Consider the following 23667-nt stretch of genomic DNA (forward strand, 5'->3'; position numbering starts at 1 on the left):
GGGTGAAACACGCGCACAGTTGTCTGCATGGCCGAAGCGATCGACGAGCAGTTCGTCGAGACCGTCGCGGCGATGGCGAGCCCGACCCCCCGGCGCTCGCCTGCCCCGGCGGAACCCGTCCGTGAGGGCTCGGTGCTCACCGTGGCCCGCTGCCTGGAGCTCTTCGATGCCCAGCTCGGCAGCAGACACCTCGACCTCTCCGGCCGCGTGCTGCGGGCCGGTGGCGCGGGCTTCTACACGATCGGTTCGTCGGGTCACGAGGGCAACGCGGCCGTGGCGGGCGTGCTGCATCCGACGGACCCGGCGTTGCTGCACTACCGGTCCGGCGGGTTCTTCCTCGAACGCGCGCGCCAGGTCGGCGGCGGAAATCCGCTGCGGGACGTACTGCTCGGGGTGGTCGCTGCCGCCGCCGACCCGATCTCCGGTGGGCGCCACAAGGTGTTCGGACGCCACGACCTCGCGGTGATCCCGCAGACCTCCACGATCGCCTCACACCTGCCGCGCGCGGTGGGCGTCGCGTTCGCGATCGGCAGGGCCCGCAGGCTGGGCGTCGATTCGCCCTGGCCACGGGATGCGTTGGCCGTGTGCAGCTTCGGGGACGCCTCCGCCAATCACTCGACGGCGGTCGGCGCGATCAACGCGGCGGCGTTGGGCGCTTACGAGGGGCTGCCGCTGCCTTTGCTGTTGGTCTGCGAGGACAACGGCATCGGCGTCAGCGTGCCGACCCCCGAGGGCTGGATCGAGTCCGCCTACTCGGGCCGGGTGGGGCTCGAGTACTTCGCCGCGGACGGCTGCGACCTCGCCGCCGCCGTCGACGCGGCAACGCGCGCCGCGCACTGGGTGCGCGAGCGCAGGCGCCCGGCGTTCCTGCACCTGCGCACGGTCCGGCTGATGGGGCACGCGGGCTCGGACGTGGAATCGGCCTATCGATCTCCCGCGGTGATCGCCGCCGAACAGCGCCGTGACCCGCTGCTCGGCACCGCCCGGCTGCTCGTCGAGTCGGGGGCCCTGACGCCTGCGGAGGTGCTCGCCCGGTACCAGCGCAAGCGTGACGACGTGCTGGCGCTCGCCCGCGAGGTCGCACTACTCCCCCGGCTGACGACCGCGGCCGCCGTGATGTCGCCGCTGCGCGGGCCGGACCAAGGGGCGGTGGCCGCCGAGGTCGGTACATCGGCCGGGACACGTTCTCGAGCAGAGGTTTTCGACGGCGCACTGCCGGAGGAGGCGGGTCGCCTCACCCTGGCGCAGTCGATCAACCGCGCCCTGCTCGACGTCCTCGCCGCCCACCAAGAGGCGATGGTCTTCGGTGAGGACGTTGCCCGCAAGGGCGGGGTGTACGGCGTCACCCGGGGGCTCGCGAACCGGGTCGGTGCGGCTCGGGTCTTCGACACCCCGCTCGACGAACAGACCGTGCTCGGGCTCGCGCTCGGCGCGGGTGTCTCCGGGCTGCTGCCCATCCCGGAGATCCAATACCTCGCCTATCTGCACAACGCGGAGGACCAGATCCGTGGCGAGGCAGCAACACTGGGCTTCTTCTCGGCCGGCCGCTACCGCAACCCGATGGTGGTGCGGGTCGCCGGTTACGGCTACCAGAAGGGCTTCGGGGGGCACTTCCACAACGACGACGCGGTCGCCGTGCTGCGTGACATCCCGGGCCTGGTGGTGGCCTCCCCCGCCCGGCCCGAGGATGCCGCGGCGATGCTCCGCACCTGTGTCGCTGCCGCGAAAACCGAAGGTGCGGTGTGTGTTTTCCTCGAACCGATCGCGTTGTACCACGAGCGAGACCTGCACGAGACCGGGGACGAGGGCTGGCTGGCCCGGTACGAGGGGCCGGGCCGTTGGGTCACGACACACGTACCGGTGGGGAGCGGACGCACCCACGGGGACGGAACGGACCTGACCATCGTGACGTTCGGCAACGGACTCCGGATGAGCCTGCGGGTCGCCCGGCGGCTGCGCACGCGTGGCCTCGACGCGCGAGTCTTCGACCTGCGCTGGCTGGCGCCGCTGCCGGTGGCTGACCTGCTCCGGGAGGCGCGTGTCACCGGGCGGGTCCTGGTGGTCGACGAGACCCGCCGGTCGGGCGGTGTCTCGGAGGGGGTGGTCGCGGCGCTCGTCGACGCGGGTTTCGAGGGCGCGATCGCACGGGTCACGAGCGGGGACAGCTTCGTCCCGCTCGGCGAGGCCGCACGACTGGTGCTGGTCTCCGAGGAGCAGATCGAGGAGGCCGCGGTGGGGCTGGTCGGCCGCGGCCGCTGACGGTCAGGGCCGGTCGAGCTCCATCGCGACCGCCCGCACGGGAGCACCGTCGCCGCCGGCCAGCTTCAGCGGCAGGATGCTGATCAGCGGGTCCGGGAAGTCGACGAGTTCGAGGTTGCAGAGATTCTCGGCGATCACGCCGCCCGCGTCTGCGATCAGGTGGTGTGCCGGATAGTCCGTGTCCTCGTCACCGGACGGGTCGACGCTCGGCGCGTCGAGACAGAACGCCCGCACCCCGCGCTCGAGCAGCAGCGAGCAGGCGTCGGCGCCGAGGAACGGGTGGTCGTAGTAGGCGTCGGTGCCGTAGTGCCGGTCCCACCCGGTATGGAGGAGCGCGATGTCGCCGGGCCGCACCGATTCGGCGGGCCCGGCGATCATCGTCGCGGTGACCGGCTGCCGAGGGGCCAGCCCGCGCAGGTCGAAGACGACGCCGCGGCCGACGAAGAGCGACAGGTCCATTCGGTCGATCGGGGTGTCGCCGTCCCGCAGGTGCACCGGCGCGTCCACGTGGGTGCCGGACTGCGATCCCATCTCCACGCGCAGGACGTTGTAGCCGTCGCGGGCCACGGTGCAGTGCGGGGTCAGCCTCGCCACCGGGTCGCCGGGGTACACCGGCATGCCGGTGTCGATCGGGTGTGAGAGGTCCACGATCCTGCGAACCACGCTCATCGGCCCCACCTCCATCGTGTGTCGATCAGTATCACCCGCGCAGCGAGTACTCGAAGCCCGGCACGAGCCGCCCGGCCACCCAGGCGGCCACCAGCACGATCGCCACCGCGGGTATCAGGGTGTGCGGGAGGTAGCCGAGCCCGGGACCGCTGAGCCCGATACCGCCCGCGCACAGCGCCGCGGGGATGTGTGGCGCTCGCAGGATGGCCATCAGCGCGACAGCCGCGACCACCGAGGCCGCGACGGCGGCCTCCGACGGTCCGAGGACCGCGGTGATCGGGAGCGCCGTCGCCGCGGCGGCAGGGTATGCCCGCAGAATCGCCCCCGGTCTCGCGGGCGGTCCGGACGGGGCGAGCGCGATCAGGGCGGCCGACGCCACGAACGGCAGCCCGAAGACCGCGAGGCCGAGCAGGTGTTGGGCCGTGGCCAGGGACGTGATGATGATCAGCGCCGCCGCGGCCGCGCTGAGGGCCGAGGCGGTGGTGCCCCGGCGGGCGATCGCGGCGGAGGCGCTGGTGAGGACGGACATGGGTCTCCTTCTGGCAGGCGTTGCGGGGTCAGGGGTTTCGGCGGAGGAAATCCCGGATCAGGTCGGCGATCTCCTGTCCGTGGGTCTCCAGCGCAAAGTGGCCCGCGTCGAGCAGGTGGATCTCCGCGTCGGGGAGATCGGACGCGAACGCCTCGGCGCCTGCGGGGCCGAAGATCTCGTCGCCGCGGCCCCAGGCGACCAGAGTCGGCGGTCGATGGGTCCGGAAGTACTCCTGGAAGGCGGGGTACCCATCGAGGTTGAACTGGTAGTCCCAGAACAACTGGAGCTGAATCTCCTTGTTGCCCGGCCGGTCCAGGCCCGCCTGGTCCGTCAGCCAGGTCTCGGGCGCGATCCGGTCCAGCCGGTCGGCGGGGACGCCGTGGGTGTACTGCCATCGCGTCGCGTCGAGCTCGAGGAGTTCGCGGACCGCGGGCTCGTGCTCCGTGCGGTTCTGCGCGTGCGCGAACAACACGTCCCAGAACGGGGTGAATCCCTCCCGGTAGGCATTGCCGCTCTGTGTGATCAGGGCGGTGACGCGTTCCGGGTGCTTGGCCGCGATCCGCAACCCGATCGGTGCGCCGTAGTCCTGGATGTAGAGCGCGAAGCGGTCGATGCCGAGCCGGTCGAGCAGCTGATCGGTGATCTCGGCGAGGCGGTCGAAGCTGTAGTCGAACTCGTCGACCGCGGGCATCGAGGAGTGCCCGAAGCCGATGTGGTCGGGCGCGACCACGTGGAACTCGTCCGCGAGTTCGGCGATCAGGTTCCGAAACATGTGTGAGCTGCTCGGAAACCCGTGCAGGAGAACGAGGGTGGGGTTGTCCGGGTCGCCGGACTCCCGGTAGAAGACCTCGAGTCCGTCGATGGTCGCGGTGCGGTGGCGGGTGTCGAAGCTGGACATGGTGGCTCCTGACCTTTTGAGAGAACGAACGTTCTCCCCTCTGGCGTGTAGAGTAGAGAACGATGGTTCTCCGCGCAAGTGTCGAGGTGAGTGATGGATTCGGATACCGCTGACACCCAGCTGCTCGACGCAGCCGAGGCACTGTTCAACGAGCGTGGCGTGCAGGCCGTCGGGATGGACGAGATCCGCTCGAGGTCAGGGGTCTCCCTCAAGCGCCTCTATCGGCTGTATCCGGCCAAGGACCGGCTGGTCGAAGCGGTGCTGCGCAGGCGTGACCTGGTCGTGCGCGAGGAGCTGGCCCGGTTCCTGGAGCCGATCGACGATCCCCGTGACCGGGTTCTCGGGGTTTTCGACTACCTGGACGACTGGTTTCGGCGGGAGGACTTCCGGGGCTGCACCTTCATCAACACCTTCGGTGAGCTGGGTGGGGGGAACCAGGCCGTCGTCGACATCGCCAAGGCGAACAAGGCGGCGCTGCTCGAGTGCCTACGCGAGCTGGTCTCCGCCGCGGGCCTCCCGGCGCCGCTGGCCGATCAGCTCGCGATCCTCGCGAACGGCGCGATGGCGACCGCGGCGATCGCCGGCTCGCCGTTGCCCGCCAGGCAGGCCCGCGATGCCGCCCGCGTCCTGCTGGACGCGGCGCGCTGACGACCGAACCGGGCCTCACCCCCGCCTGCGAACCCGCCGGTCGATCACCCGCGCGGCCGCGATCGGGTCCCACACCCCCGGGCGGGCACGAACGAGGGGATAGCAGGCTAGGCCGAGGAGGGCGGCGGTGAGGTGCCCGATGTCGGTGAAGGTGATGCCACCGAGCAGCGGTACCGCATAGAAGACGAGCACGCCGGCCAGGTAGACGTACCGCCAGGGCGCGGCGATCCGATACGTCAGCACCGCTACCACCCCCGCGAGGGCATAGCTGACCCCGTAGTCGAGGGTGTCGACCGCGGACTCCGGGGCGTGACCGTGCTGGATCGCCCAATACAGGACGCCCTCGCTGACGTAGGTGGCGCCGACGTGCGCGACCACGACGACGACGAGCCACCGCAGCGTGCCGAGCCAGCGTTCGGCGGGCACGTGGAAGATGTTGTAGACGACGAAGTAGGTGATCCAGCCGCCGCCCGCGAGCCAGAATGCGCTGGTGATCAGTACCCGGACCGGATCCTCGGCCAGGTGGTGCAGGTTGGTCGACCGATCGCCGAGCACGTCGGTCAGCAGGTCCGGCGCGAGGTGGCGGCCCACCACGGACGTCACGAGCAGGATCGCCAGCCAGACAAACGTGCCCGGCGCTCTCCGTACGTAGGCCCACACGGCCCGCGGGGCAGCGGTGAGGCGCCGAACCCTCGTGGCCGACATGCCGCCGTGGACGTCAGCGACCGGGCGGACGGTAGCTCGCCGGCCGCTTGGCAGCGTCGTCGATCTGTTCGGGGGTCAGCAGGGCGACGGTCACGGTGCGGGCCGCGCCGCTCGCCGCGGTGCGGATGCTCAGCGCCGCGGCGGCAACCTCGTCTGGCACCTCGCCGATGACGTAGAGGTCGTGGCCGCCGAACGCGAAATGGCAGCTCTCGACGGTCCCGCCGACGCTCTCGACCGCCTGGACGATCGCGTCGCGGCGTCCCGACCCACCCTCGGTGAGTAGGCCCTTTGCGCCATCGTGCGTGTATCCGACCTGCCACAGGTACTTGGGCATGATCATGTCCCTCGGCTCGGTTTCTGGGGTGCATCCATCGTCCTCCTCCCGGCCGGGGGCCGGTGCGGTATCGCGGAAACGACGACGGATCTACGCTCGGCTCATGGCGGAAGTCCGCATCGGGATCTCCGGTTGGACGTATCCCGGCTGGCGCGGAGATTTCTATCCCGCCGGCCTGGCGCACCGGCGGGAGCTGGCGTACGCCGCGTCCCGAATGGGGTCGATCGAGATCAACGGATCCTTTTACGCCCTCCAGTCCCCCGACTCCTTCACCCGGTGGCGGGACGAGACTCCCGACGCATTCGTGTTCGCGGTCAAGGGTGGCCGCTACATCACGCATATGAAGCGCCTGCGCGACGCGGACACCGCACTGGCCAACTTTTTCGCGTCCGGCCCGCTCGCGCTGCGGGCCAAGCTCGGCCCGATCCTGTGGCAGCTGCCGCCCACGCTCGCGTTCGACGCCGACCGCCTCACCCCGTTCCTCGCTGCGCTGCCCCGGACCACGACCGCGGCAGCGGAGCTCGCCGCGCGCCACGACGACAAGGTTCCCGAGGGAGATGAGCTCACCGTCGCCGATGCGCCGAGGCCGGTTCGGCATGCCCTCGAGGCACGCCACAGCAGCTTCGGCGACCCGGGGGCGGTGGCGCTGATCGAGCAGAACGGGGTATCCCTGGTGGTCGCGGACTCGGCGGGTCGATTCCCGATGTTCGACAGGCGCACAAGCGATTTCATGTACGTTCGGCTGCACGGCGATACCGAGCTCTATGCAAGCGGCTACGGCGCCCATGTCCTCGACACATGGGCGACGCGGATCGCGGGTTGGCACGCGGACGGGCTCGACGTGTTCGTCTACTTCGACAATGACGCGCGCGGCCGCGCGCCGTTCGACGCGATCGCGCTCGGGCGGCGGCTCGGTGGGGTCTGACGGGCCGGCACTGGGTCCGCGCGGCCCCAGGGCTCACTCCTCGGGCAACTCGACGCCCAGGGCCGCAGCACGCTCGGCCACCGCCTCGGGGAAGACGTTCCGGAACAGGTAGGGGTCCTTGCCGATCACCCATCCGGGGGCGAGCCTGGTGGCGTACCGCTCGAAGTAGCCGAGTTGTTTGCCGAAGAGGACCAACTCCTCCGGGCTGGCGACTCCCCACTGCTTGCCGAGCTGGACCAGCGCCATGATGAGCGCGCCCAGGTTCAGTTCGGCCAGGTCATTCGTGAACACCGGGGCCAGGACGGCGGCCACCTGCATGCCGATCTCGGCATCGCCTGCTTCGATGTCCGCGGTGTAACCGAGGTCGCGGATGCCGCGCGCCACCCTGGCGAAATCGCCGTCGATGAGGTTGGCGTAGAACATGTCCCGCAGGATCGACCGCCAGACCTCGGGCAGTTCGCCGACGATGCCGAAGTCGAGGAAGGCGATGCGTCCGTCGTCGAGCGCCCAGAGGTTTCCCGCATGCACATCGCCGTGGAACGGGCCGTGGACGGTGATCGACTCGATCCACGCCTTGACGCCGCGCCGGATCAGCATCGTGGTGTCGTGGTCGGCGTCGGGGACGAACCGGTCAAGGGGCACGCCGTGCAGCCGTTCCATACAGATCACGTGCGGGCCGCAGTAGTCCCAGTACACCTCTGGCGCCGTCACGCCCTTGTTGTCGCCGAATGCCCAGATCGCGTCACGAAACCGGGTCTGCCGGTCGGCCTCCACGGCGCTGTTGAGCTCCGTCATCGTGGCGGCGTGCAGGTCCCGGATGATGGCCGTCGCGTTCGCGATCCGGAAGAACTCGAAGAGACGCTCGAGCAGCTTGGCACCGCCGTACGCGGTGCGCAGGTCGACGAGCATTCGGTGATAGATGCCCGGCCTCTGCACCTTGATCACGGCCTCACGGCCGTCGGGGAGCACACAGGCATGTACCTGCGCGACGGACGCCGCGGCCAGGGGCTCGTCGTCGAAGGTCGCGAAGATCTCGTCGACGCGCCCGCCCAGGTCGCCCTCGATGACCTCCCTGGCCTTCTGGGCGGACACCGGCGGCACGTCGTCGAGACAGCGCAGACAGGCATTGGCGAGCGGGGCAGGGAACACCCCGGAGGAGGAGGCCATCAGCTGCCCGAGTTTGACGAAGGTCGGGCCCAGCGCCTCGAAGGCGTTGACCACACCCTCCGATGCGGCGTCAGCCCAGGTCTCGCCGCGCCGCAGGAACGGCTTGGTGAGCACCGCGTACCCCGCGCAGGCGATGATCACCACCCCGACCACAAGTGCACGCCACAGCTGGGCCGGGCCGAACTTGTTGAGGTCGGGCATGTGGACCGACAGCGCGGTAGCGGGCGGTCCCGACGCATAGGGGCCGACGGGACTCGAATGGTTGGACTGTGACACCGTTCACCTCGATTCGGGTCCAGCCAGCGTAGGGGTGGGGGTGTATTCCGTCGACACCCGGCCCGGGAGACGCGGAGTTCCCGCACGTCGATGTTAGATTCCGACGGCAACGTGGTCAGCCCGGTGGCGGGTCTGCGGGCCCGAGTTGAGCTCAACGCGGAGGTGCCCTTGACACGCAGGCTTGCCGTCGTAGTCGCGGCCGTGGTGATCGGTTCCTGTGCGGTGGTCTACGCGGAGAAACCGGATGCCGTCGCCGCTCCGCTGGGTTCGGACCGAGCAGGGGCGCAGGGGAGCGGATCCTGTGCCGCCGACCTGGTGACCACCACGGCGGCGCTGCTGCCGGAGAAGCTCGAGATCCCGGTGCCGCTGCCGGTGATCACCGCGGTGCCGTTTCCGGCGCCGACGACCACCCCGACCCGGATTCCCGCGCAGGCGCTGCCGCCGGACCCCTGCGCCGATCCCTGCCCAGACCTGACCGACGAGGCGCCGGCCGGTCCGGACACGCTGCTGAAGGCGCTGCGCATCCCCGAGATCGGTCTCAAGCTCCAGCCGTTTCACCTGGGTATTCCGGTGCCCGGGCCGGATCAAGGGCAGCAGGTGCTCGCCCCGGCACCGGTGTTCCCGCCGACGGAGGCGGTGGCGCACTCGGCCCCGCGCCCCATCCCAGGGGTCGGCGCGGTCACCCGGGTCGCGAAGTTGACGGGTGCCGGCTCGATCAACCGCACGGACAAGCGCTGGCAGGTGAACGGCACCGATCTGGGCATCATGTGGGAGAGCGCGCCCGGCGAGGTCGCCGTCGCGTTCGGTGACACCGTCGGCCGGGGCTTCCACCCGCCGGGCGGCCAGGGCGAAGACTGGCGCAGCAACGTGCTGGCTTTCAGCAGTGACGAGAACCTCTCGGACGGTATGAGTTTCGACTCCATGGTGCAGGACGATCGTTGTCACGCAGCTGAGCTTCTCAGCAGTAGGAAGCTGGACAACGTGGAGATCACCACCATCCCCACCTCGGGTTTCGCGATCGGCGAGCGGCAGTACATGAGCTATATGTCGATTCGCACGTGGAACAGCATTCCCGGCACCTGGTTCACCAATCACGGCGGCATCGCCTACTCCGACGACCACGGCCAGACCTGGGTCAAGGATCCGTATGCGCGGTGGGACAACATATTCGGGCTCTCCAACTTCCAGGTGAGTGCGATGGTCCCGCAGGGCGAGTACGTCTACATGTTCGGCACCCCCAACACCCGGCTCGGCGACTTGGGGTTGGCCCGGGTGCCGGTAGGGGAGGTGCTCAACACGTCGGCTTACCAGTACTTGCAGAACGGGGTCTGGACCCCGGTCGGTGGACAGGCGGCCGCCACGCCGGTGGTGCGCGGCCCGGTCGCCGAGATATCGGTCCGGTACGACGAGGTCCGGCGGGTCTGGCAGATGGTGTACCTGGACACCGCCAGGACCGCGATCGTCCTGCGCGAATCAGACTCACCGCAGGGGGAGTGGTCGGAGCCCGCGCCGCTGGTCAGCGTCACCGAGTACCCCGAGCTGTACGGTGGCTTCATCCACCCCTGGTCGACGGGTGACGACCTGTACTTCACCATCTCGACGTGGTCCGACTACAACGTCTTTCTCATGCGCGCGGAGCTGAACTGAGTCGTCGGATCCCATCCGCCGCCTGAACTTGGCGGTATCGAAAGATGCTGCCGCCATGATGAATTCGAAGGAGCAGGACCCCCGATGTGGCCCACCGAATGGCCGTCCGCCGCCCGTGAGATCGCCGATGCGACCGACGCCGCCGTCACTGCGGCCCGCGCCACCGAACCCCGGCCCTTCGCGGAGGCGTCCGCCCGGCTCGCCGCCCTCGATCAGGAGCAGGTCACCGTGGTGCACGCGTCGATCGTGCGCGAGTTGCTGGAGGAGTTGCATCCCGACGGATTGACCGGCGACGACGTGCAGGCCGTGCTCGGGCGCTGCGCCCGGTCCGCCGCGCCGTGGGTGCCCGATCTGGACGTGTCGGTGCTCGTCGTGGTGTTGACCGGTGCGCTGGGGCTGACCGATCCCGACGAGGAGCCGCGCTCGCTCGCCCGCGCGGACCTGCCCCGGTACGCGACCCTGGTGATCGCGGACCTGCTGGCGGCCGCGGACGCGCCGGGGTCGGGCTACATCCGGCGGGCGATCGGCGAGGTCGCCCGCGCGCAGACCGTGGAGATGCCCTGACGCCCTATCCGTGCAGGATGTTCGCGGCCGCGAACATCGCCTCGACGGACGACTCGGTCGCGGTGTCCGCGAGGCCGGCCGCCCAGTGCCTGCGGCCGCCGAGCTCGCACAGCAGGAAGGTCGCGGTGCGGCCGTCGCCGACCTTCTGCTGGTGGAAGGAGAGGATCTCCATCGGCAGTCCGGCTTCGTAGAGCATCGAGGTGAGCGCCGCGATCGGCCCCGCCGCGGTGGCCTCGGCCTGGTAAATGGTGTCGCCGAGGGCGAGCGTGGCCCGGAACTCGGAGCGTCCCGCGCCGAGGGCGTGCGCGGACCATCGGCCGAAGCGGATCGGGCCGCCGGTCGGCGAGTACGTGGAACGGAACGTGCGCCAGCTCATGCCCGCGGCCTCGGTACGCAGCGCGCGGGGGAGCGGGATGCCGAAACGCAGCGCGAACGGGTCAGACGCAGGGGTGGCGGTGTGCGAGGCGAATGCCTGAAGAGAGTTCATTGAAGCGGTCTTCCTGAATCAAGAGGAAGGACCAACAGATAGCTCGACGACCCGCAGCGAGGGGTCGGTCCGAATCAGACCCCGCTACGGGCGGAATACGAGCTTGATGCGCTTCATGGGACCGAATGTAGAGGCGAAACAGCGATGACGCAACTGTGGCGAGGAATCGCCCCGCGAAAGTTGAACGCCCGTCCATATGTAGTTAAATAATTGGACGCTTGTTCATGTGAGTGTCTACGTCAGAACCGGCCCTACGCCGGGCCAGGGCGATGGCCCTTAAGCGTCGCCCCTCGTGTCCCTGTTTCACTCGATCGGAGGATCTCAATGTCCCGTCCCATGATGCGTCGCATCGCGTCCGCGGTTGCCGCCACGGCACTGATCGCCGGTGGGCTCGCGATCGGCGGGGGTACCGCCGCGGCCGCGCAGGCGCCCTACTCGGCCACCAAGACCACGAGCAACATCAAGGTGACCAAGAGTGTCGTCGGTGACGGCACGGCCGCGCCGGGACAGAAGGTGACCTACCGGACCACCATCGCGACCACCGCGCATCCCGATCGGTTCATCAACCGGATCACCGACTTCCACCCGGCCGGCTTCAAGTACGTCAACGGGAGCGCGAAGCTCACCGCCTGGCACCTCATCGGCGGCGTGAAGACCGAAAACGTGACGCCCGAGGTCGACGTCAACAACAACACGGTCTCGGTGCCCAGCGCCGGGATGGCGATCTCCCAGACCGACAGCAAGACCGTCACTTTCGAGGTGACCTACCTGGTGCCGCAGAACGCGCAGATCGGCAGCGCGCCCGACAGCGGCGCGTCCTTCGACGTGTCGGGTTTCGCGACCACGCAGACCTTCAATCCGATGGGTGTGAGCGCCACCATCCGTGGTCTCAACCCGGGTGAGGCGGTCGCCACCGGTTCTTCGGAGCTCGGCCTCGGATCGTCCGACGGTGAGGGTGGCACCACCGGCTCCGCGGGATCCGCGATCGTCCAGAACCCGACCGGGTTCGTCGTCGACGTGCTGCGCGGGGTCGTCGGCAGCTAGCCGCACACACCTGAGACAAGGGCCGCCCCGGATACTCCGGGTCGGCCCTTGTTTTGTCTAACGATTCATCAAGTGCGACAGGAGTTTTCGAAATCCTGCACGAACCCGGGCACTGATCCATACGATGGCGCGACGCACGTTCGGGTCGGGGTCTCGGCGGCGTCGAGAGTCGTGTGCCTGTCCCTATCGAACGGAGATCTGCATGTCCCGTCCCTTGATGCGTCGCCTCGTGTCCGCTGTCGCCGCGTCTGCCCTGCTCGCCAGCGGTGGCCTGGCCATAGGCGCAGGCGCCGCGTCGGCCGCACCCAACCTGTTCGACTTCGGTTCCACGGCGGGCGGGCCCGCCCAGCTGGACCTCGGTTCCACCGCGGACGGCCAGGAGTTGCCCGCCTCCGCCACGGTGACCACCGACAATCTCGCGGTGACCAAGGCCGTCGTCGGCAGCAACAAGATCGCGACCACCGGTCAGGTCACCTATCGGACGACCATCGCGGCCACCGGCGGCCCGGACCGGATCGTCAACAAGATCACCGACATCTTCCCGTTCGCCCTCAGCTATGTGGCGGGGACCGCGACCGTCACCTCGTGGCAGGACGGCCAGATGAAGACCGAGGGTGTCGTTCCCGCCCAGGCCGGCGGGCGTCTGGCCGTGACCAAGGATGTCGGCTGGGTCGTTTCGGCGACGGGCAACAAGACCGTCACCTTCGAGGTGACCTACCGCGTGCGCACCGACATCTCGTTCGACATCGACGTCTTCGACAGCGGCACCGCCATCGAGGTCAGTGGGCAGGCAGCCCAGGAGTGGCCCGAGATGGGCGTCAAGATCGGGCTACTCGGACCGAGCGGCTCCTAGTCGATCGAGGCCGTGCGCAATGGTGCCACCCGTATCCCGGGTGGCACCATTGTGTTTAACGACAAGTGAAGCGCAACAAGAATATTCGCATTTCCGCATCAGATCGGATGTCGGTCAATACGATAACGCGACGCGTGTCTGGGGCCGGGGGAGTTCAGCGGTACCGAGGTGCCGCGTGATCACCCCTACCGAATGGAGTTCGTAAATGCTTCGTCCCATGGTGCGCCGGGGCGCATCCATAGTCTTCGCCTCGGCCGTGCTGGCCGGTGGCCTCGCCGCCGGTGTCGGCACCGCAGCCGCCCAGTCCGCCCTGCCGGATCTCGGGTCCTCGGGTACGACCGACCCGAATACTCAGAGCAAAGTCACCGAAAACTTCGAGAACCTTTCCGTGACAAGGGAGGTCATCGGCCGGACCGTCCTCGCGCCGAGCCAGGTCGTCACTTACCGGACCACGATCTCGGCAACCGGTGCACCTGTCCGAATCATCGACCGGATCACTGATCGTGCCGGCGGGCAATATGTGCCCGGTAGCGCCAAGCTCACCGCCTGGCGTGACGGGTCGTTGAAGACCGAGAATGTGACGCCCACCGTTATGGCGGGGGAGGCCACCTTCAGTGGCAACTGGACGGTGGCGTCCGAAGGTGACAAGACCCTGACTCTCGAGATCAGCTACCGCCTCGGCGGCCTGGCGGCATTCCCGGCAGGGGGTTCGGTCGTCGACAGCGGCTTCTCCGTCCAGGCGGAGGGGCTCGGACTCAAGACCTGGAATTCGATGGGGGTCAAGGTGACGGTCCGCGACCCGAACGCGATCGAACTCGTGGAGAGTCTCGGGCGGTGGGCCCTGTGCAGTGGAGATGGCCTCAACATCCCCTGCGGCTCGTAGCCCCCGTCATCGCAGTAGGTAGCGGCCTCGCCAGGGCCGTCCGGGATTCTTCCGGGCGGCCTGACTGCTCAGGTCGTGTCGTCGTCGCCGGGACGCTGCGACCCAAAGTTCGGGCGACGCATTGTGTTTGACAAAGATGCAGCGCAACGACAGTATTCGGTTTCTATGCCGGAGTTGATTGCCGAGCCATACGATGGCGCGGCGCGTGTTCGGGCCGGGGGAGTTCAGCGGTACCGAGGTGCCGCGTGAGCATCCCTACCGAATGGAGTTCGTACATGTTTCGTCCGATGATGCGCCGGGTCGCATCCGTAGTCTTCGCCTCGGCCGTGCTGGCCGGTGGCCTCGCCGCCGGCCCGGCCAGCGCCATCGGGTCGATCGACGATTCGGTTCAGGGCTACTGGCTTGAGGGGTCGAGCAACATTCCGAAAGAGGGTCTCAGTGACTATCGGCCTTTCGGCTCGAATTGGGCCGGGCCCGGCTGTTTCGACGGTCAGGGCGAGGTCTCGAACGTGCAGGGGCACATGCGTCTCTGCGGCTACGGACTCTGGACCATGCCAGCCGGGGCGGAGGCCTACCCGGGCGGCACGATTACCACCTCGTTCGGCCTCGGCCTAGGTGACGTAGCCGGTGTCGACCGCTTGGTCACGAAGATTGCGGTGCACGCGCCGGCGGGATACGAGTACGACAACAGGTTCGGTGACGCCTTGCTCAACGGGGTTGACTTCTCATGGACCCGGATTCCGCTGGTCCCCGAGCTCTCGGCGAACGGCAGCACGGCGACGTTCACGATGCCGGACGGTGGACGATGGGTTGGCCTCGGCAAGGGCATCGGGATGACGGCGTCGTTCCGTGTGCCTACTGGTGCTCGGGTAGGGTCCGCGGCCGACTTCGGACTGACCTTCGAGGGTTCGGCGTTCGACGGTCCTCAGGGCTGGCAGAACCTCACCACCATTCCCATCGGTCCGCCCTTCGGTCGGGTCGTTTCCGGGAGTTGACGCTCAGGCCATGTCGTCCTCGTCGCCGGGGGTCACCCGCCGCAACCCGCGATACGCCTCCGCGGGGGTGCGGCGGCCGGCGACCACCGCCTCCACCTCCGCGGCGATCGGCATCTCGACGTCGTAGTCGCGGGCCAGTTCCATCACCGTCGGGGCCGTCTTGACGCCCTCGGCGACCTGGCCGAGTTCGGCGAGGGTCTGCTCGATCGTGAGGCCGCGGGCGAGTGCCTCGCCGACCCGGCGATTGCGGGAGGCCGGGCTGATGCAGGTCGCGATCAGGTCGCCGACGCCGGTGAGCCCGGCGAACGTGCGCGGGTTGGCCCCCATCGCCTCGCCGAGTCGGGTCATCTCGGCGAGCCCGCGGGCGAGGACCATCGCCCGGGTGTTGTCCCCGACCCCGAGGCCGTCGGCCATGCCTGCAGCGATCGCGACGATGTTCTTCAGGATGCCGCCGAGCTCGCAGCCGAGCACGTCGGTGTTGCGGTACACACGAAACACCGGCGAGGCGAACAGCGGCTGCAGCGCGGTGGCCACCCTGTCGTCCTGGGTCGCGACCACCGAGGCGGCGGCCAGGCCGTCGACGATCTCTCTGGCGATGTTCGGTCCGGCCAGCAGCCCGACCGGATGTCCCGGCAGGCACTCGGCGATCACCTCGGTGGGCCGCTGCCGGGTGCCGGGCTCGAGCCCCTTCGCCAGGGACAGCACAGGAACCCACGCACGAACCCCGTTGGAGATCTCGCTCAGCGTCGAGCGCACCGCGTGCGAGGGCACCCCGACCACCAGGACGTCGGCCTCGTTCGCGGCCTCGGCGATATCGGAGGTCGCGCGCAGGTCCGAGGGGAGGGCCCGGTCGCCGAGGTAGCGGGAGTTGCGATGCTCGGAATTGACCTCATCGGCGGTGTCCGGGTCGCGGGCCCACAGCAGCGTGGGGGTGTTGCGCGCGGCGAGTCCCGCGACCGTGGTCCCCCACGAGCCGGCCCCCAGCACGACCACCCGTACCGGCCGCGCCATCACCGATCACCCAGTCCGCCATCGACAATTGCGATCATCGATTCAGGTTCCCACCCGCACCGACGGAGCGGAGCGGAAACCTGGAAACTCGTTGGACCGTCAGGGAGCGACGACGCCTGCGATGGGGATGCGGCCGCCGACCGCGACACGGAAGTCGACCATGGCGCGCTGCAGATGGTCCGGCGAGGTCACCACCACGGCGCTGGTGGCGCCGCGCTGAGCGAGGAGCGCGTTGGTGTTCCTGGCGTTCTCGACCGTGGAGCGCGAGGTGTATTCCTCGGTGATCCGGAATGCGGGGATGCCGTGCCCGATCAGCCAGTCGCGCATCGCGCGGGACTCGGTGATCCCGTTCTGCGGCACGCCACCGCTGACGATGATCGGGGACAGCGGGTAGCGGTGGGCGACCTGCAGGGTCGCCTGCATCCGGGACTCGAGCACCGGCCGCATCGTGCCGTTGGGGAACAGTCCCGCGCCGAGCGCCACGATGTTGGTGCCGAACGGATTCAGGTCGAGGACCACCGGGAACTGGGTGGTCAGGGTCTCGAACCGGGTGCAGGCGAGGATCGCATCGCGGGAGGGTGTCTGGCAGCCTCCGACGGTCGAGAGCACGCCGTTCACGAGCGTGGTCGGTGTCACGTCGGCATTCGCCGTGGCGGGCAGGACGGCGCCCGCCGCGGCGGCTATGGCCGTGGCGGCGAGGATCCTGCGGGCAAGCAGAGACGGCGAACGAAACGACATGACACTCCTTTGGGACGAACGGCTCCTCCCCCGCAGGAGGTGACGAACGGGGTTCAGTCTGGACTAGGACCCGTATCCGTGGTGGGGCTTTCGGAAATCTGCACTCTCCGACCGCCATTCAAACACGCGATACCCCAAGATGTCGGTTGGTGCGTCCTCGGCGTTTCAGTCCTCGGCCTTCGCCAGGGCCGACGGCCACCAGATGCGCTTGCCGATGTCATAGGAGAGGGCGGGCACCAGCACGCTGCGCACGATGATGGTGTCGAGCAGGACGCCGAACGCCACCGCGAACCCGATCTCCGCGAGGAACACCAGCGGCAGCACGCCCAGCACCGCGAACGTCGCGGCGAGAACCACACCTGCGGAAGTGATCACACCGCCGGTGACGGCCAGCCCGCGCAGCACCCCGGATCGGGTTTCGTGGGTGAGCGACTCCTCTCGTACCCGGGTCATCAGGAAGATGTTGTAGTCGATGCCGAGCGCGACAAGGAACACGAAGGCGAACAGGGGGAAGGCCTGGTCGGCGCCCGCGAAATGGAACACGTGGGTGAAGAAGAACCCGCACACGCCGAGCGTGGCTGCGAACGAGAGCACCACGGTGGCGATCAGGATCAGCGGCGCGAGCAGCGCCCGGAGCAGGATGGCGAGCACCAGGAAGATCACCACCAGCACGATCGGGATGATCAGGTTCCTGTCGTGCACCGAGGCGGTCTGCACGTCCAGGGTGGCCGCGGAGTTCCCGCCCACAAGGGCGTCGGCGCCGGGGACGGCGTGCACCGCGGTGCGCAACCGCTCGATGGTCTCCAGCGCCTCGGGTGAGTCGTAGGAGTCGGCGAGCGTGGCGGTGACAACGGTGCGGCCGTCGATCGGCTGCACCGTCAACTGCGGCGGCGGGCAGCCGGTCGGCGCGCCCGCGGGGGCGGCGCCGGTGCCCAGGTTCAGCCCCGCCACCTTGGCGTAGTCGATCTGCAGGCACACCGAACCCGGGGCGGTCGCGACACCCTCGACCCCGCCCGCGACGGCGATCACCTGCTCGGCGGCGTCGGCGTTGGTCATGATGACGGCGGGAGCGCCGGTGCCCTGCGGGAACTTGGCGTCGTAGATCGCCTGTCCCTGGGCGGCCTCGGGGTTGTTGGTGAAGTTCTCGGTCGCGGTGAGCCCGTCCGTCTGCAAGCTGCCGATCCCGATGGCGCACAGCGCGATCAACAGCACGGTGGTGCCGATCCACGCCGGCCGGGCCCGGTTGCCGACGGTGGTGGCGATCCGGCCCCACATGCCGTGCGCGGTGAGATCAGCGGCGTGGTCGACCTGCGGGACGCGCGGCCAGAACACCCACCGGCCCGCGGTCGCCAGCGCCACGGGTAGGAACGTCATCATCACCAGGTAGGTGCAGGCGATGCCGATGGCGGTGACCGGACCGAGGCTCTTGTTCGAGTTCAGTTCGGAGAAGGTCAGGCACAGCAGGCCGAGGATGACGGTCACCGCGGAGGCGGTGATCGCGGGCGCCGATTCGCGCCAGGCCCGGATCATTGCATCGAACCGGTTCGGGTACGCGTGCAGTTCCTCCCGGTACCGCGCGATCAGCAACAGGGCGTAGTCGGTGCCCGCGCCCAGCACGAGGACCATCAGGATGCCTTGGCTCTGGCCGGTCAGCGTCAGGACGTCCTGCTTGGCGAGGAAGTAGATGACCATCGAGGAGAGGCCGAGAGCGAGCATCGCGGACAGCAGCGGGAAGATCCAGAGGACGGGGGAGCGGTAGACGACCAGCAGGATCAGGATCACGACGAGGAGTGCCGCGCCGAGCAGCGCGCCGTCGAGTCCCTGGAAGGCGTCGATGAAGGCGACGAGCAGCCCGCCTGGGCCCGCGGGCAACACCTCGAGTTCGGCGGCGGCGGCCGATCTGGCGGCGTCCATCACGTGCTGCTCGGTCTCGGCGAGGACATCGCCCTGGACCTGCGTGCCGTCGGACTTGGCCACCAGCGGCACGAACAGCGACGCGGTGGTGCCGTCCTCGGAGTACTGGACCGGGGCCATTCCGGTCTTGTCGACACCAGGAACCTGCGTCACCGCCGTCGCGGCGTTGGCGATCGACTCCTTGTCCTGCTCGGTCAACGGCCCGTCGCGGTGGAAGACGACGAATCCCGGGATGGTCTCGACCGTGACGAATTTCGCGGATTCGTCGGCGACGATGGTCGATTCGGCGGAGGCGGACAGATAACTGGCGTTGTCGTTCTTCTGGACCTCGGCGAGCTTGCCCTGGAAGGAGCCGCCGACGCCGCCGGCCAGAAAGGCGATCAGCGCGATCGCGATGACGGTGAAGACCGGCCAGCCGCGCCGGGGCTTCCGGGGCGACACCGTCGAAGGCTCGTCGCTGATGTCGAGTTCGGCCATCGGTTCTCCTCGGAAATGCCTGTCGTCGCAGGTCTCCAACGGGTTCAAGTAGACCACGGGGCGAGCCGGGGAATCCGGGATTCCCGGGACCCGGATACGCGTTTCCCGACACGATGACGGGAACATGTTCTAACTTTGTCCTCGCTCGTGGCGCGCAGGCCGCGCCACCCACCGAGAGAGGGACATTGTCGATGGCCACAAGTCGTTCGGACCAGCAGACGGGCGGCTTCTCGCGTAGGAGCTTCCTGGCCGCCGCGGCGGGGGCCGCCGCCCTCACCGGACTCGGTTGGTCGCCCGCACAGGCGATCCCGTTCGGCGACGTCAGGGCGACCCTGCCCGCCCCGCCCGCCTTCCCCGAGGGCATCGCCCTCGTTCAGCAGGGCTACGAGAACTGGGCGCAGGAGATCCGCTTCGACCAGGTCTGGACGTGCACGCCCCGCGATGCGCAGGACGTGGTCCGGCTCGCGAACTGGGCGCACGCCAACGGCTACCGGTTGCGGCCGCGGGGGACCATGCACGGGTGGAGCCCGCTGACCCTGGAGGCCGGTCAGGACGTCGACCGGGTGCTGCTGGTGGACACCATGGCGCGACTGAACGCCGTCGCGGTCGACGCCGCCGGCGCCGCCGAGGGCCGCGCCACGGTCACCGCGGGCGCGGGTGCCACCGTCGAGGCGATCCTCACCGAGCTGCAGGAGCGCGGACTCGGCTGGGCCAACGCCCCCGCGATCGGCGGGCTCACCATCGCCGGGGTGCTCGCGATCGACGCGCACGGGGCCACGCTGCCCGCGGACGGCGAATCCGGGCTCCCTGGAGCGTCTTTCGGGTCGCTGAGCAACCTGGTGACCGCGATGACCGCGGTGGTCTGGGACGACGCGGCCGGTCGGTACGAACTGCGGGAGTTCGCCAGGGCCGACCCCGCCATCCGTCCGCTGCTCACCCACCTCGGCCGGTCCTTCGTCACCTCGGTGACGCTGCAGGCCGGCCCCAACTACCGGCTCCGCTGCGAGTCCGTCACCGACATCCCGTGGCGTGAACTGTTCGCCCCGGCAGGGGCGCCCGGTCGGACGTTCGAGAGTTACGTGGCCCGATCGGGGCGCGTCGAGGCGATCTGGTTCCCCTTCACCGAGACGCCGTGGCTCAAGGTGTGGACGCCGACCCCGGTCAAACCGCCGCGGTCCCGGGAGGTGACGGGGCCCTACAACTACTGGTACTCGGACAACATCCCGCAGGCGGTCACCGATCCGCTCGGGGCCATCACCAGGGGGATCGGGAGCGCCACTCCGCTGTTCGGCCAGGCGCAGTTCGCGACCATCGCCTCCGGGCTCGCCGCCTCCGGAACCGCCGACCTGTGGGGCTGGTCCAAGGACGTGCTGTTCTACCTCCGCGCGACCACCCTGCGGATGAACGCGGGCGGTGGGGTGGTGATCACCCGCAGGTCGAACATCGCACGGGTGATCAACGAGTTCACCGGCTGGCATCACCGGCGTCAGCAGGAACTCATGGCGGCGGGCCGGTATCCGATCAACGGGCCCTTCGAGGTGCGCCTGTGCGGGCTCGACGACCAGGACGAGGTGGCGGTGGAAAGCGCAGGCCCGCCGACCATCTCGGCGCTGCGTCCGCGTCCCGATCACCCGGAGTGGGACACCGCCATCTGGATGAACGTGGTCGGGGTGCCCGGCACGCCGGGCCAGGCCGCGTACTTCCGCGAAATGGAGTTGTTCATGCGGGAGAACTACAGCGGTGACTACGCCACCTTCCGGCCGGAGTGGGCCAAGGGCTGGGCTTTCACCGACCGGGCCGGGCACTCCGACGGGCCGTCCATCGAGACCGTCATTCCCGGCACCTACCGCGACGGGGTGCCCACCGGCGACAACTGGGACACCGCCCGCGCCGCGTACAACGCCCACGACCCGCACCGCATTTTCAGCAACGATTTCCTGGACAGGCTGCTGCCATGAGGCCCGGCGGCCCCGTCTGACGCCGCGCTAGCGGCCCGACCTGGGCCGGATGTGCTCGAAGATGAGGATCGTCTCGGTCGCCGCGACCTCCGGCCGCGCGGAGAGGTGGTCGAGCACGAAGTCGCGCAGCGCGCCGGTGTCGCGCATCGCGACGTGGAGCAGGTAGTCGTCGGCGCCCGCGATGAAATAGACGTCGAGCACCTCGGGCGTCGCGGACATCCGTTCCGCGAACTGCGCCATGTGCGGGCGCGCGTCGGCGCGCAGCCGGACCGAGATCATCGCCTCGAGGTCCCTTCCGAGGGCCGCCGGGTCGATGTCGGCGTGGAAGCCCCGGATGACGCCCTTCTCGACCAGCGCGCGCACCCGGGCCAGGCAGGTGGAGGGTGCGATCCCGGCCAGCTCGGCGAGCGCGTTGTTCGGGGTGCGGGCGTCGCGGGTGAGCTGGGCGAGCAGGACGTGATCGATCTCGTCGAGCCTGACCGCCCGAACATCGTTCGGGCGGGCACCCCGCGACGAGCCCTGGGTCGAAGATTCAGCAACCATGTGCCGATTCTAGAGAATTATCAGCACAAATCTGTGCATGGAATCGAGGAAAATTCATACTTGACCCAGCGTCGATCACGCTCACCCACACCGAACCACCCCCGAAACCCGAGGAAGTGTCATGAGGATCGGAATCCCCCGCGAGGTCAAGAACCACGAGTACCGAGTCGCCATCACGCCCGCAGGCGTCCAGGAACTCGTCTCCCGCGGCCACCAGGTGTTCGTCGAGCAGGAGGCCGGTGCCGGTTCTTCCTTCGCCGACGCCGACTACCGCGCGGCCGGCGCGCAGATCCTGGCCGACGCCGACGATGTGTGGGCGTCCGCCGAGCTGCTTCTCAAGGTGAAAGAGCCTATCGCTGAGGAGTATTCGCGCCTTCGTTCGGACCTGGTGCTGTTCACCTACCTGCACCTGGCGGCCTCGAGGGAGTGCACGGACGCGCTGATCGCGGCGAAGACGACCGCGATCGCCTACGAGACGGTGCAGGCCCCCGACGGTTCCCTGCCGCTGCTCGCGCCGATGAGCGAGGTCGCCGGGCGGCTCGCACCCCAGGCCGGGGCCTACCACCTGATGGCCAGCTCCGGCGGCCGCGGCGTCCTGATGGGCGGCGTGCCCGGGGTGCGCCCGGCCAACGTGGTGATCCTCGGTGGCGGCGTTGCGGGCCAGAACGCGGCGGCGATGGCCGTCGGGATGCACGCCGATGTCACCGTCCTGGACCTGAACGTCGCGCGGCTGCGCGAGCTCGACGACCGGTACCGCGGACGGCTGCGGACGGTCGTGTCCAACGCCTTCGAGGTGGAGCAGGCGGTGCTCGGCGCGGACCTGGTGATCGGCGCGGTGCTGGTGCCGGGGGCGAGGGCACCGAAGCTGGTGTCGAACGAACTGGTGTCCCGGATGAAGCCGGGGTCGGTGCTGGTCGATGTCGCGATCGACCAGGGCGGGTGCTTCGAGGACTCACATCCGACCACCCACGCCGAGCCCACCTACCGGGTGCACAACTCCGTCTTCTACTGCGTGGCGAACATGCCGGGCGCGGTGCCCCGCACGTCCACCTTCGGGCTGACCAATGCCACCCTCCCGTACGTCCTCGAGATCGCGGAACTGGGCTGGCGACGGGCCACCGCCGCAGACCGGGCGCTGGCAGCCGGGCTGAGCACCCACGACGGCGAGGTGCTCTCCACCGCGGTCGCAGACGCGCACGGCTATCGCGGCTTCGCCGCCGGTGCGAGCGTCACACCCCAGTTGGGGTAAGACACGCGCACGGTTCCGCACCGCCTACCCTTGGCCGCGACCGGAAGGAGTGCGCAGTGACCGAGGCAATCGTGGTGGCGCGGGACGGGGACATCGTCACGTGGACGCTGAACCGACCGGAGACCCGCAACGTCATCTCCGAGCCCGACATGATCGAGGCCTTCGAGACGGCGATCGCGGACGTCAATCGGGACGTGACGGTGCGCGCGGTGGTGCTGACCGCCGCCGGGCCGTCGTTCTCCTCGGGCGGCAACGTCAAGCACATGCGCGACCGCGAGGGCATGTTCGGCGGCTCGCCCGTGGAACTGCGCGGCGGCTACCGGCACGGCATCCAGCGGATCCCCCGAGCGCTCTATCACTGCGAGGCGCCGGTGATCGCCGCGGTGAACGGCCCGGCCATCGGGGCGGGCTGTGACCTTGCACTCATGTGCGACATGCGGATCGCGGCGACCACGGCCACCTTCGCGGAGAGCTTCGTCAAGCTCGGCATCATCCCGGGCGACGGCGGTGCCTGGTTCCTGCCGCGCGCGGTCGGGCAGGCGCGGGCCGCCGAGATGGCCTTCACCGGCGACGCGATCGACGCCGCGACCGCCCTCGAGTGGGGCCTGGTCTCGCGGGTGGTCGAGCCGGATGAGCTGGTCTCGACCGCCCGTGCGCTGGCAGAACGGGTCGCGGTGAACCCGCCGCAGGCCCTGCGGATGACCAAGAAGCTGCTCCGCGAGGGACAGCACCAGAGCCTGGAGAGCCTGCTCGAGCTGTCCGCCTCGATGCAGGCGCTGGCGCACCACACGCAGGATCACCAGGAGGCGGTGGCCGCGATGCTCGAGCGCAGGCCGCCGCGGTTCACCGGGGCGTAGTCGGGCCGGGAACGGGGTGCCCGCCGCGGGCCCGGCG

Annotated in this window: 23 protein-coding genes; 12 read left to right on the forward strand and 11 right to left on the reverse strand. The window is 69.2% G+C overall.

The genetic code is table 11. The features are described 5' to 3' along the window. The first annotated feature begins 27 nt into the window (after positions 1 to 27). Complete coding sequence (locus ACWFRB_RS00625) at positions 28 to 2259, forward strand: thiamine pyrophosphate-dependent enzyme (protein ID WP_452638051.1); 2232 nt, start codon at positions 28 to 30, stop codon at positions 2257 to 2259. A gap of 3 nt (positions 2260 to 2262) precedes the next feature. Here the strand turns inward: ACWFRB_RS00625 and ACWFRB_RS00630 are convergent, their stop codons facing one another. The 3 genes from ACWFRB_RS00630 to ACWFRB_RS00640 are packed head-to-tail and all read right to left on the reverse strand — an operon-like array spanning position 2263 to position 4355. After that, complete coding sequence (locus ACWFRB_RS00630; protein ID WP_452638052.1) at positions 2263 to 2928, reverse strand: cyclase family protein; 666 nt, start codon at positions 2926 to 2928, stop codon at positions 2263 to 2265. Positions 2929 to 2959: 31 nt separating this feature from the next. After that, a complete protein-coding gene (locus ACWFRB_RS00635; protein ID WP_452638054.1) occupies positions 2960 to 3457 on the reverse strand; it encodes an HPP family protein in 498 nt (165 codons plus the stop codon). Positions 3458 to 3485: 28 nt separating this feature from the next. Beyond that, positions 3486 to 4355, reverse strand: coding sequence for an alpha/beta fold hydrolase (locus ACWFRB_RS00640; protein WP_452638056.1), 870 nt, complete (start codon positions 4353 to 4355; stop codon positions 3486 to 3488). A gap of 93 nt (positions 4356 to 4448) precedes the next feature. Here ACWFRB_RS00640 and ACWFRB_RS00645 point away from each other — a divergent pair, with 93 nt between their 5' ends. Next, entirely contained in the window at positions 4449 to 5003 is a 555-nt protein-coding gene (locus tag ACWFRB_RS00645) for a TetR/AcrR family transcriptional regulator (RefSeq protein ID WP_452638058.1), read from the forward strand. Positions 5004 to 5018: 15 nt separating this feature from the next. Here ACWFRB_RS00645 and ACWFRB_RS00650 read toward each other — a convergent pair whose 3' ends face one another. Continuing rightward, positions 5019 to 5708 (reverse strand): rhomboid-like protein, encoded by a 690-nt coding sequence (locus tag ACWFRB_RS00650; protein ID WP_452638059.1) that lies wholly within the window; start codon positions 5706 to 5708, stop codon positions 5019 to 5021. Positions 5709 to 5721: 13 nt separating this feature from the next. Continuing rightward, positions 5722 to 6042 carry a GYD domain-containing protein gene (locus ACWFRB_RS00655; RefSeq protein WP_452638060.1) on the reverse strand — a complete coding sequence of 107 codons (321 nt, stop codon included), beginning with the start codon at positions 6040 to 6042 and terminating at the stop codon, positions 5722 to 5724. A 103-nt stretch (positions 6043 to 6145) separates the two neighbouring features. Between ACWFRB_RS00655 and ACWFRB_RS00660 the strand changes: the two genes are divergently transcribed. Continuing rightward, on the forward strand, positions 6146 to 6967 hold the full coding sequence (locus ACWFRB_RS00660; protein WP_452638061.1) for a DUF72 domain-containing protein: 822 nt from the start codon (positions 6146 to 6148) through the stop codon (positions 6965 to 6967). Between the two features lie 33 nt (positions 6968 to 7000). On the opposite strand, the gene ACWFRB_RS00665 is transcribed toward ACWFRB_RS00660, so the two are convergent. Further along, positions 7001 to 8335 (reverse strand): ABC1 kinase family protein, encoded by a 1335-nt coding sequence (locus ACWFRB_RS00665; RefSeq protein WP_452638320.1) that lies wholly within the window; start codon positions 8333 to 8335, stop codon positions 7001 to 7003. Positions 8336 to 8578: 243 nt separating this feature from the next. Here ACWFRB_RS00665 and ACWFRB_RS00670 point away from each other — a divergent pair, with 243 nt between their 5' ends. After that, complete coding sequence (locus tag ACWFRB_RS00670; RefSeq protein ID WP_452638322.1) at positions 8579 to 10057, forward strand: DUF4185 domain-containing protein; 1479 nt, start codon at positions 8579 to 8581, stop codon at positions 10055 to 10057. An 84-nt stretch (positions 10058 to 10141) separates the two neighbouring features. Further along, positions 10142 to 10621, forward strand: coding sequence for a hypothetical protein (locus ACWFRB_RS00675; protein ID WP_452638062.1), 480 nt, complete (start codon positions 10142 to 10144; stop codon positions 10619 to 10621). A 4-nt stretch (positions 10622 to 10625) separates the two neighbouring features. Here the strand turns inward: ACWFRB_RS00675 and ACWFRB_RS00680 are convergent, their stop codons facing one another. Beyond that, positions 10626 to 11108, reverse strand: a complete 483-nt coding sequence (locus ACWFRB_RS00680) for an alpha-isopropylmalate synthase regulatory domain-containing protein (RefSeq protein WP_452638063.1) — start codon at positions 11106 to 11108, stop codon at positions 10626 to 10628. 324 nt (positions 11109 to 11432) lie between these two features. On the opposite strand from ACWFRB_RS00680, the gene ACWFRB_RS00685 reads away from it, so the two are divergent. The 4 genes from ACWFRB_RS00685 to ACWFRB_RS00700 all read left to right on the forward strand — a co-directional run bounded on the left by ACWFRB_RS00685 (position 11433) and on the right by ACWFRB_RS00700 (position 14883). Continuing rightward, positions 11433 to 12152, forward strand: a complete 720-nt coding sequence (locus ACWFRB_RS00685; RefSeq protein ID WP_452638065.1) for a hypothetical protein — start codon at positions 11433 to 11435, stop codon at positions 12150 to 12152. Between the two features lie 202 nt (positions 12153 to 12354). Next, a complete protein-coding gene (locus ACWFRB_RS00690) occupies positions 12355 to 13005 on the forward strand; it encodes a hypothetical protein (RefSeq protein ID WP_452638067.1) in 651 nt (216 codons plus the stop codon). Positions 13006 to 13210: 205 nt separating this feature from the next. Further along, on the forward strand, positions 13211 to 13888 hold the full coding sequence (locus tag ACWFRB_RS00695; protein ID WP_452638069.1) for a hypothetical protein: 678 nt from the start codon (positions 13211 to 13213) through the stop codon (positions 13886 to 13888). A gap of 275 nt (positions 13889 to 14163) precedes the next feature. Further along, positions 14164 to 14883: a hypothetical protein gene (locus ACWFRB_RS00700; protein WP_452638070.1), complete on the forward strand. Its 720-nt coding sequence runs from the start codon at positions 14164 to 14166 to the stop codon at positions 14881 to 14883. A gap of 3 nt (positions 14884 to 14886) precedes the next feature. On the opposite strand, the gene ACWFRB_RS00705 is transcribed toward ACWFRB_RS00700, so the two are convergent. The 3 genes from ACWFRB_RS00705 to ACWFRB_RS00715 form a co-directional block, all read right to left on the reverse strand. Then, positions 14887 to 15894, reverse strand: a complete 1008-nt coding sequence (locus tag ACWFRB_RS00705; protein ID WP_452638071.1) for an NAD(P)H-dependent glycerol-3-phosphate dehydrogenase — start codon at positions 15892 to 15894, stop codon at positions 14887 to 14889. 99 nt (positions 15895 to 15993) lie between these two features. Beyond that, on the reverse strand, positions 15994 to 16632 hold the full coding sequence (locus ACWFRB_RS00710; RefSeq protein ID WP_452638073.1) for a YdcF family protein: 639 nt from the start codon (positions 16630 to 16632) through the stop codon (positions 15994 to 15996). 165 nt (positions 16633 to 16797) lie between these two features. Then, the gene (locus ACWFRB_RS00715) at positions 16798 to 19023 is read right to left on the reverse strand and encodes an MMPL family transporter (RefSeq protein WP_452638074.1); all 2226 of its coding nucleotides are present in this window, start codon (positions 19021 to 19023) and stop codon (positions 16798 to 16800) included. A gap of 191 nt (positions 19024 to 19214) precedes the next feature. On the opposite strand from ACWFRB_RS00715, the gene ACWFRB_RS00720 reads away from it, so the two are divergent. Next, positions 19215 to 20981, forward strand: coding sequence for a cholesterol oxidase substrate-binding domain-containing protein (locus ACWFRB_RS00720; protein WP_452638075.1), 1767 nt, complete (start codon positions 19215 to 19217; stop codon positions 20979 to 20981). 27 nt (positions 20982 to 21008) lie between these two features. Here the strand turns inward: ACWFRB_RS00720 and ACWFRB_RS00725 are convergent, their stop codons facing one another. Continuing rightward, on the reverse strand, positions 21009 to 21524 hold the full coding sequence (locus ACWFRB_RS00725) for an Lrp/AsnC family transcriptional regulator (RefSeq protein WP_452638077.1): 516 nt from the start codon (positions 21522 to 21524) through the stop codon (positions 21009 to 21011). A 121-nt stretch (positions 21525 to 21645) separates the two neighbouring features. Between ACWFRB_RS00725 and ald the strand changes: the two genes are divergently transcribed. Both ald and ACWFRB_RS00735 read left to right on the forward strand, forming a co-directional pair. Continuing rightward, entirely contained in the window at positions 21646 to 22773 is a 1128-nt protein-coding gene (gene ald, locus ACWFRB_RS00730) for an alanine dehydrogenase (protein ID WP_452638079.1), read from the forward strand. 56 nt (positions 22774 to 22829) lie between these two features. Then, on the forward strand, positions 22830 to 23630 hold the full coding sequence (locus ACWFRB_RS00735) for a crotonase/enoyl-CoA hydratase family protein (protein WP_452638080.1): 801 nt from the start codon (positions 22830 to 22832) through the stop codon (positions 23628 to 23630). Positions 23631 to 23667: the final 37 nt, after the last annotated feature.

The sequence above is a fragment of the Rhodococcus sp. NPDC055112 genome (genome assembly GCF_053607505.1).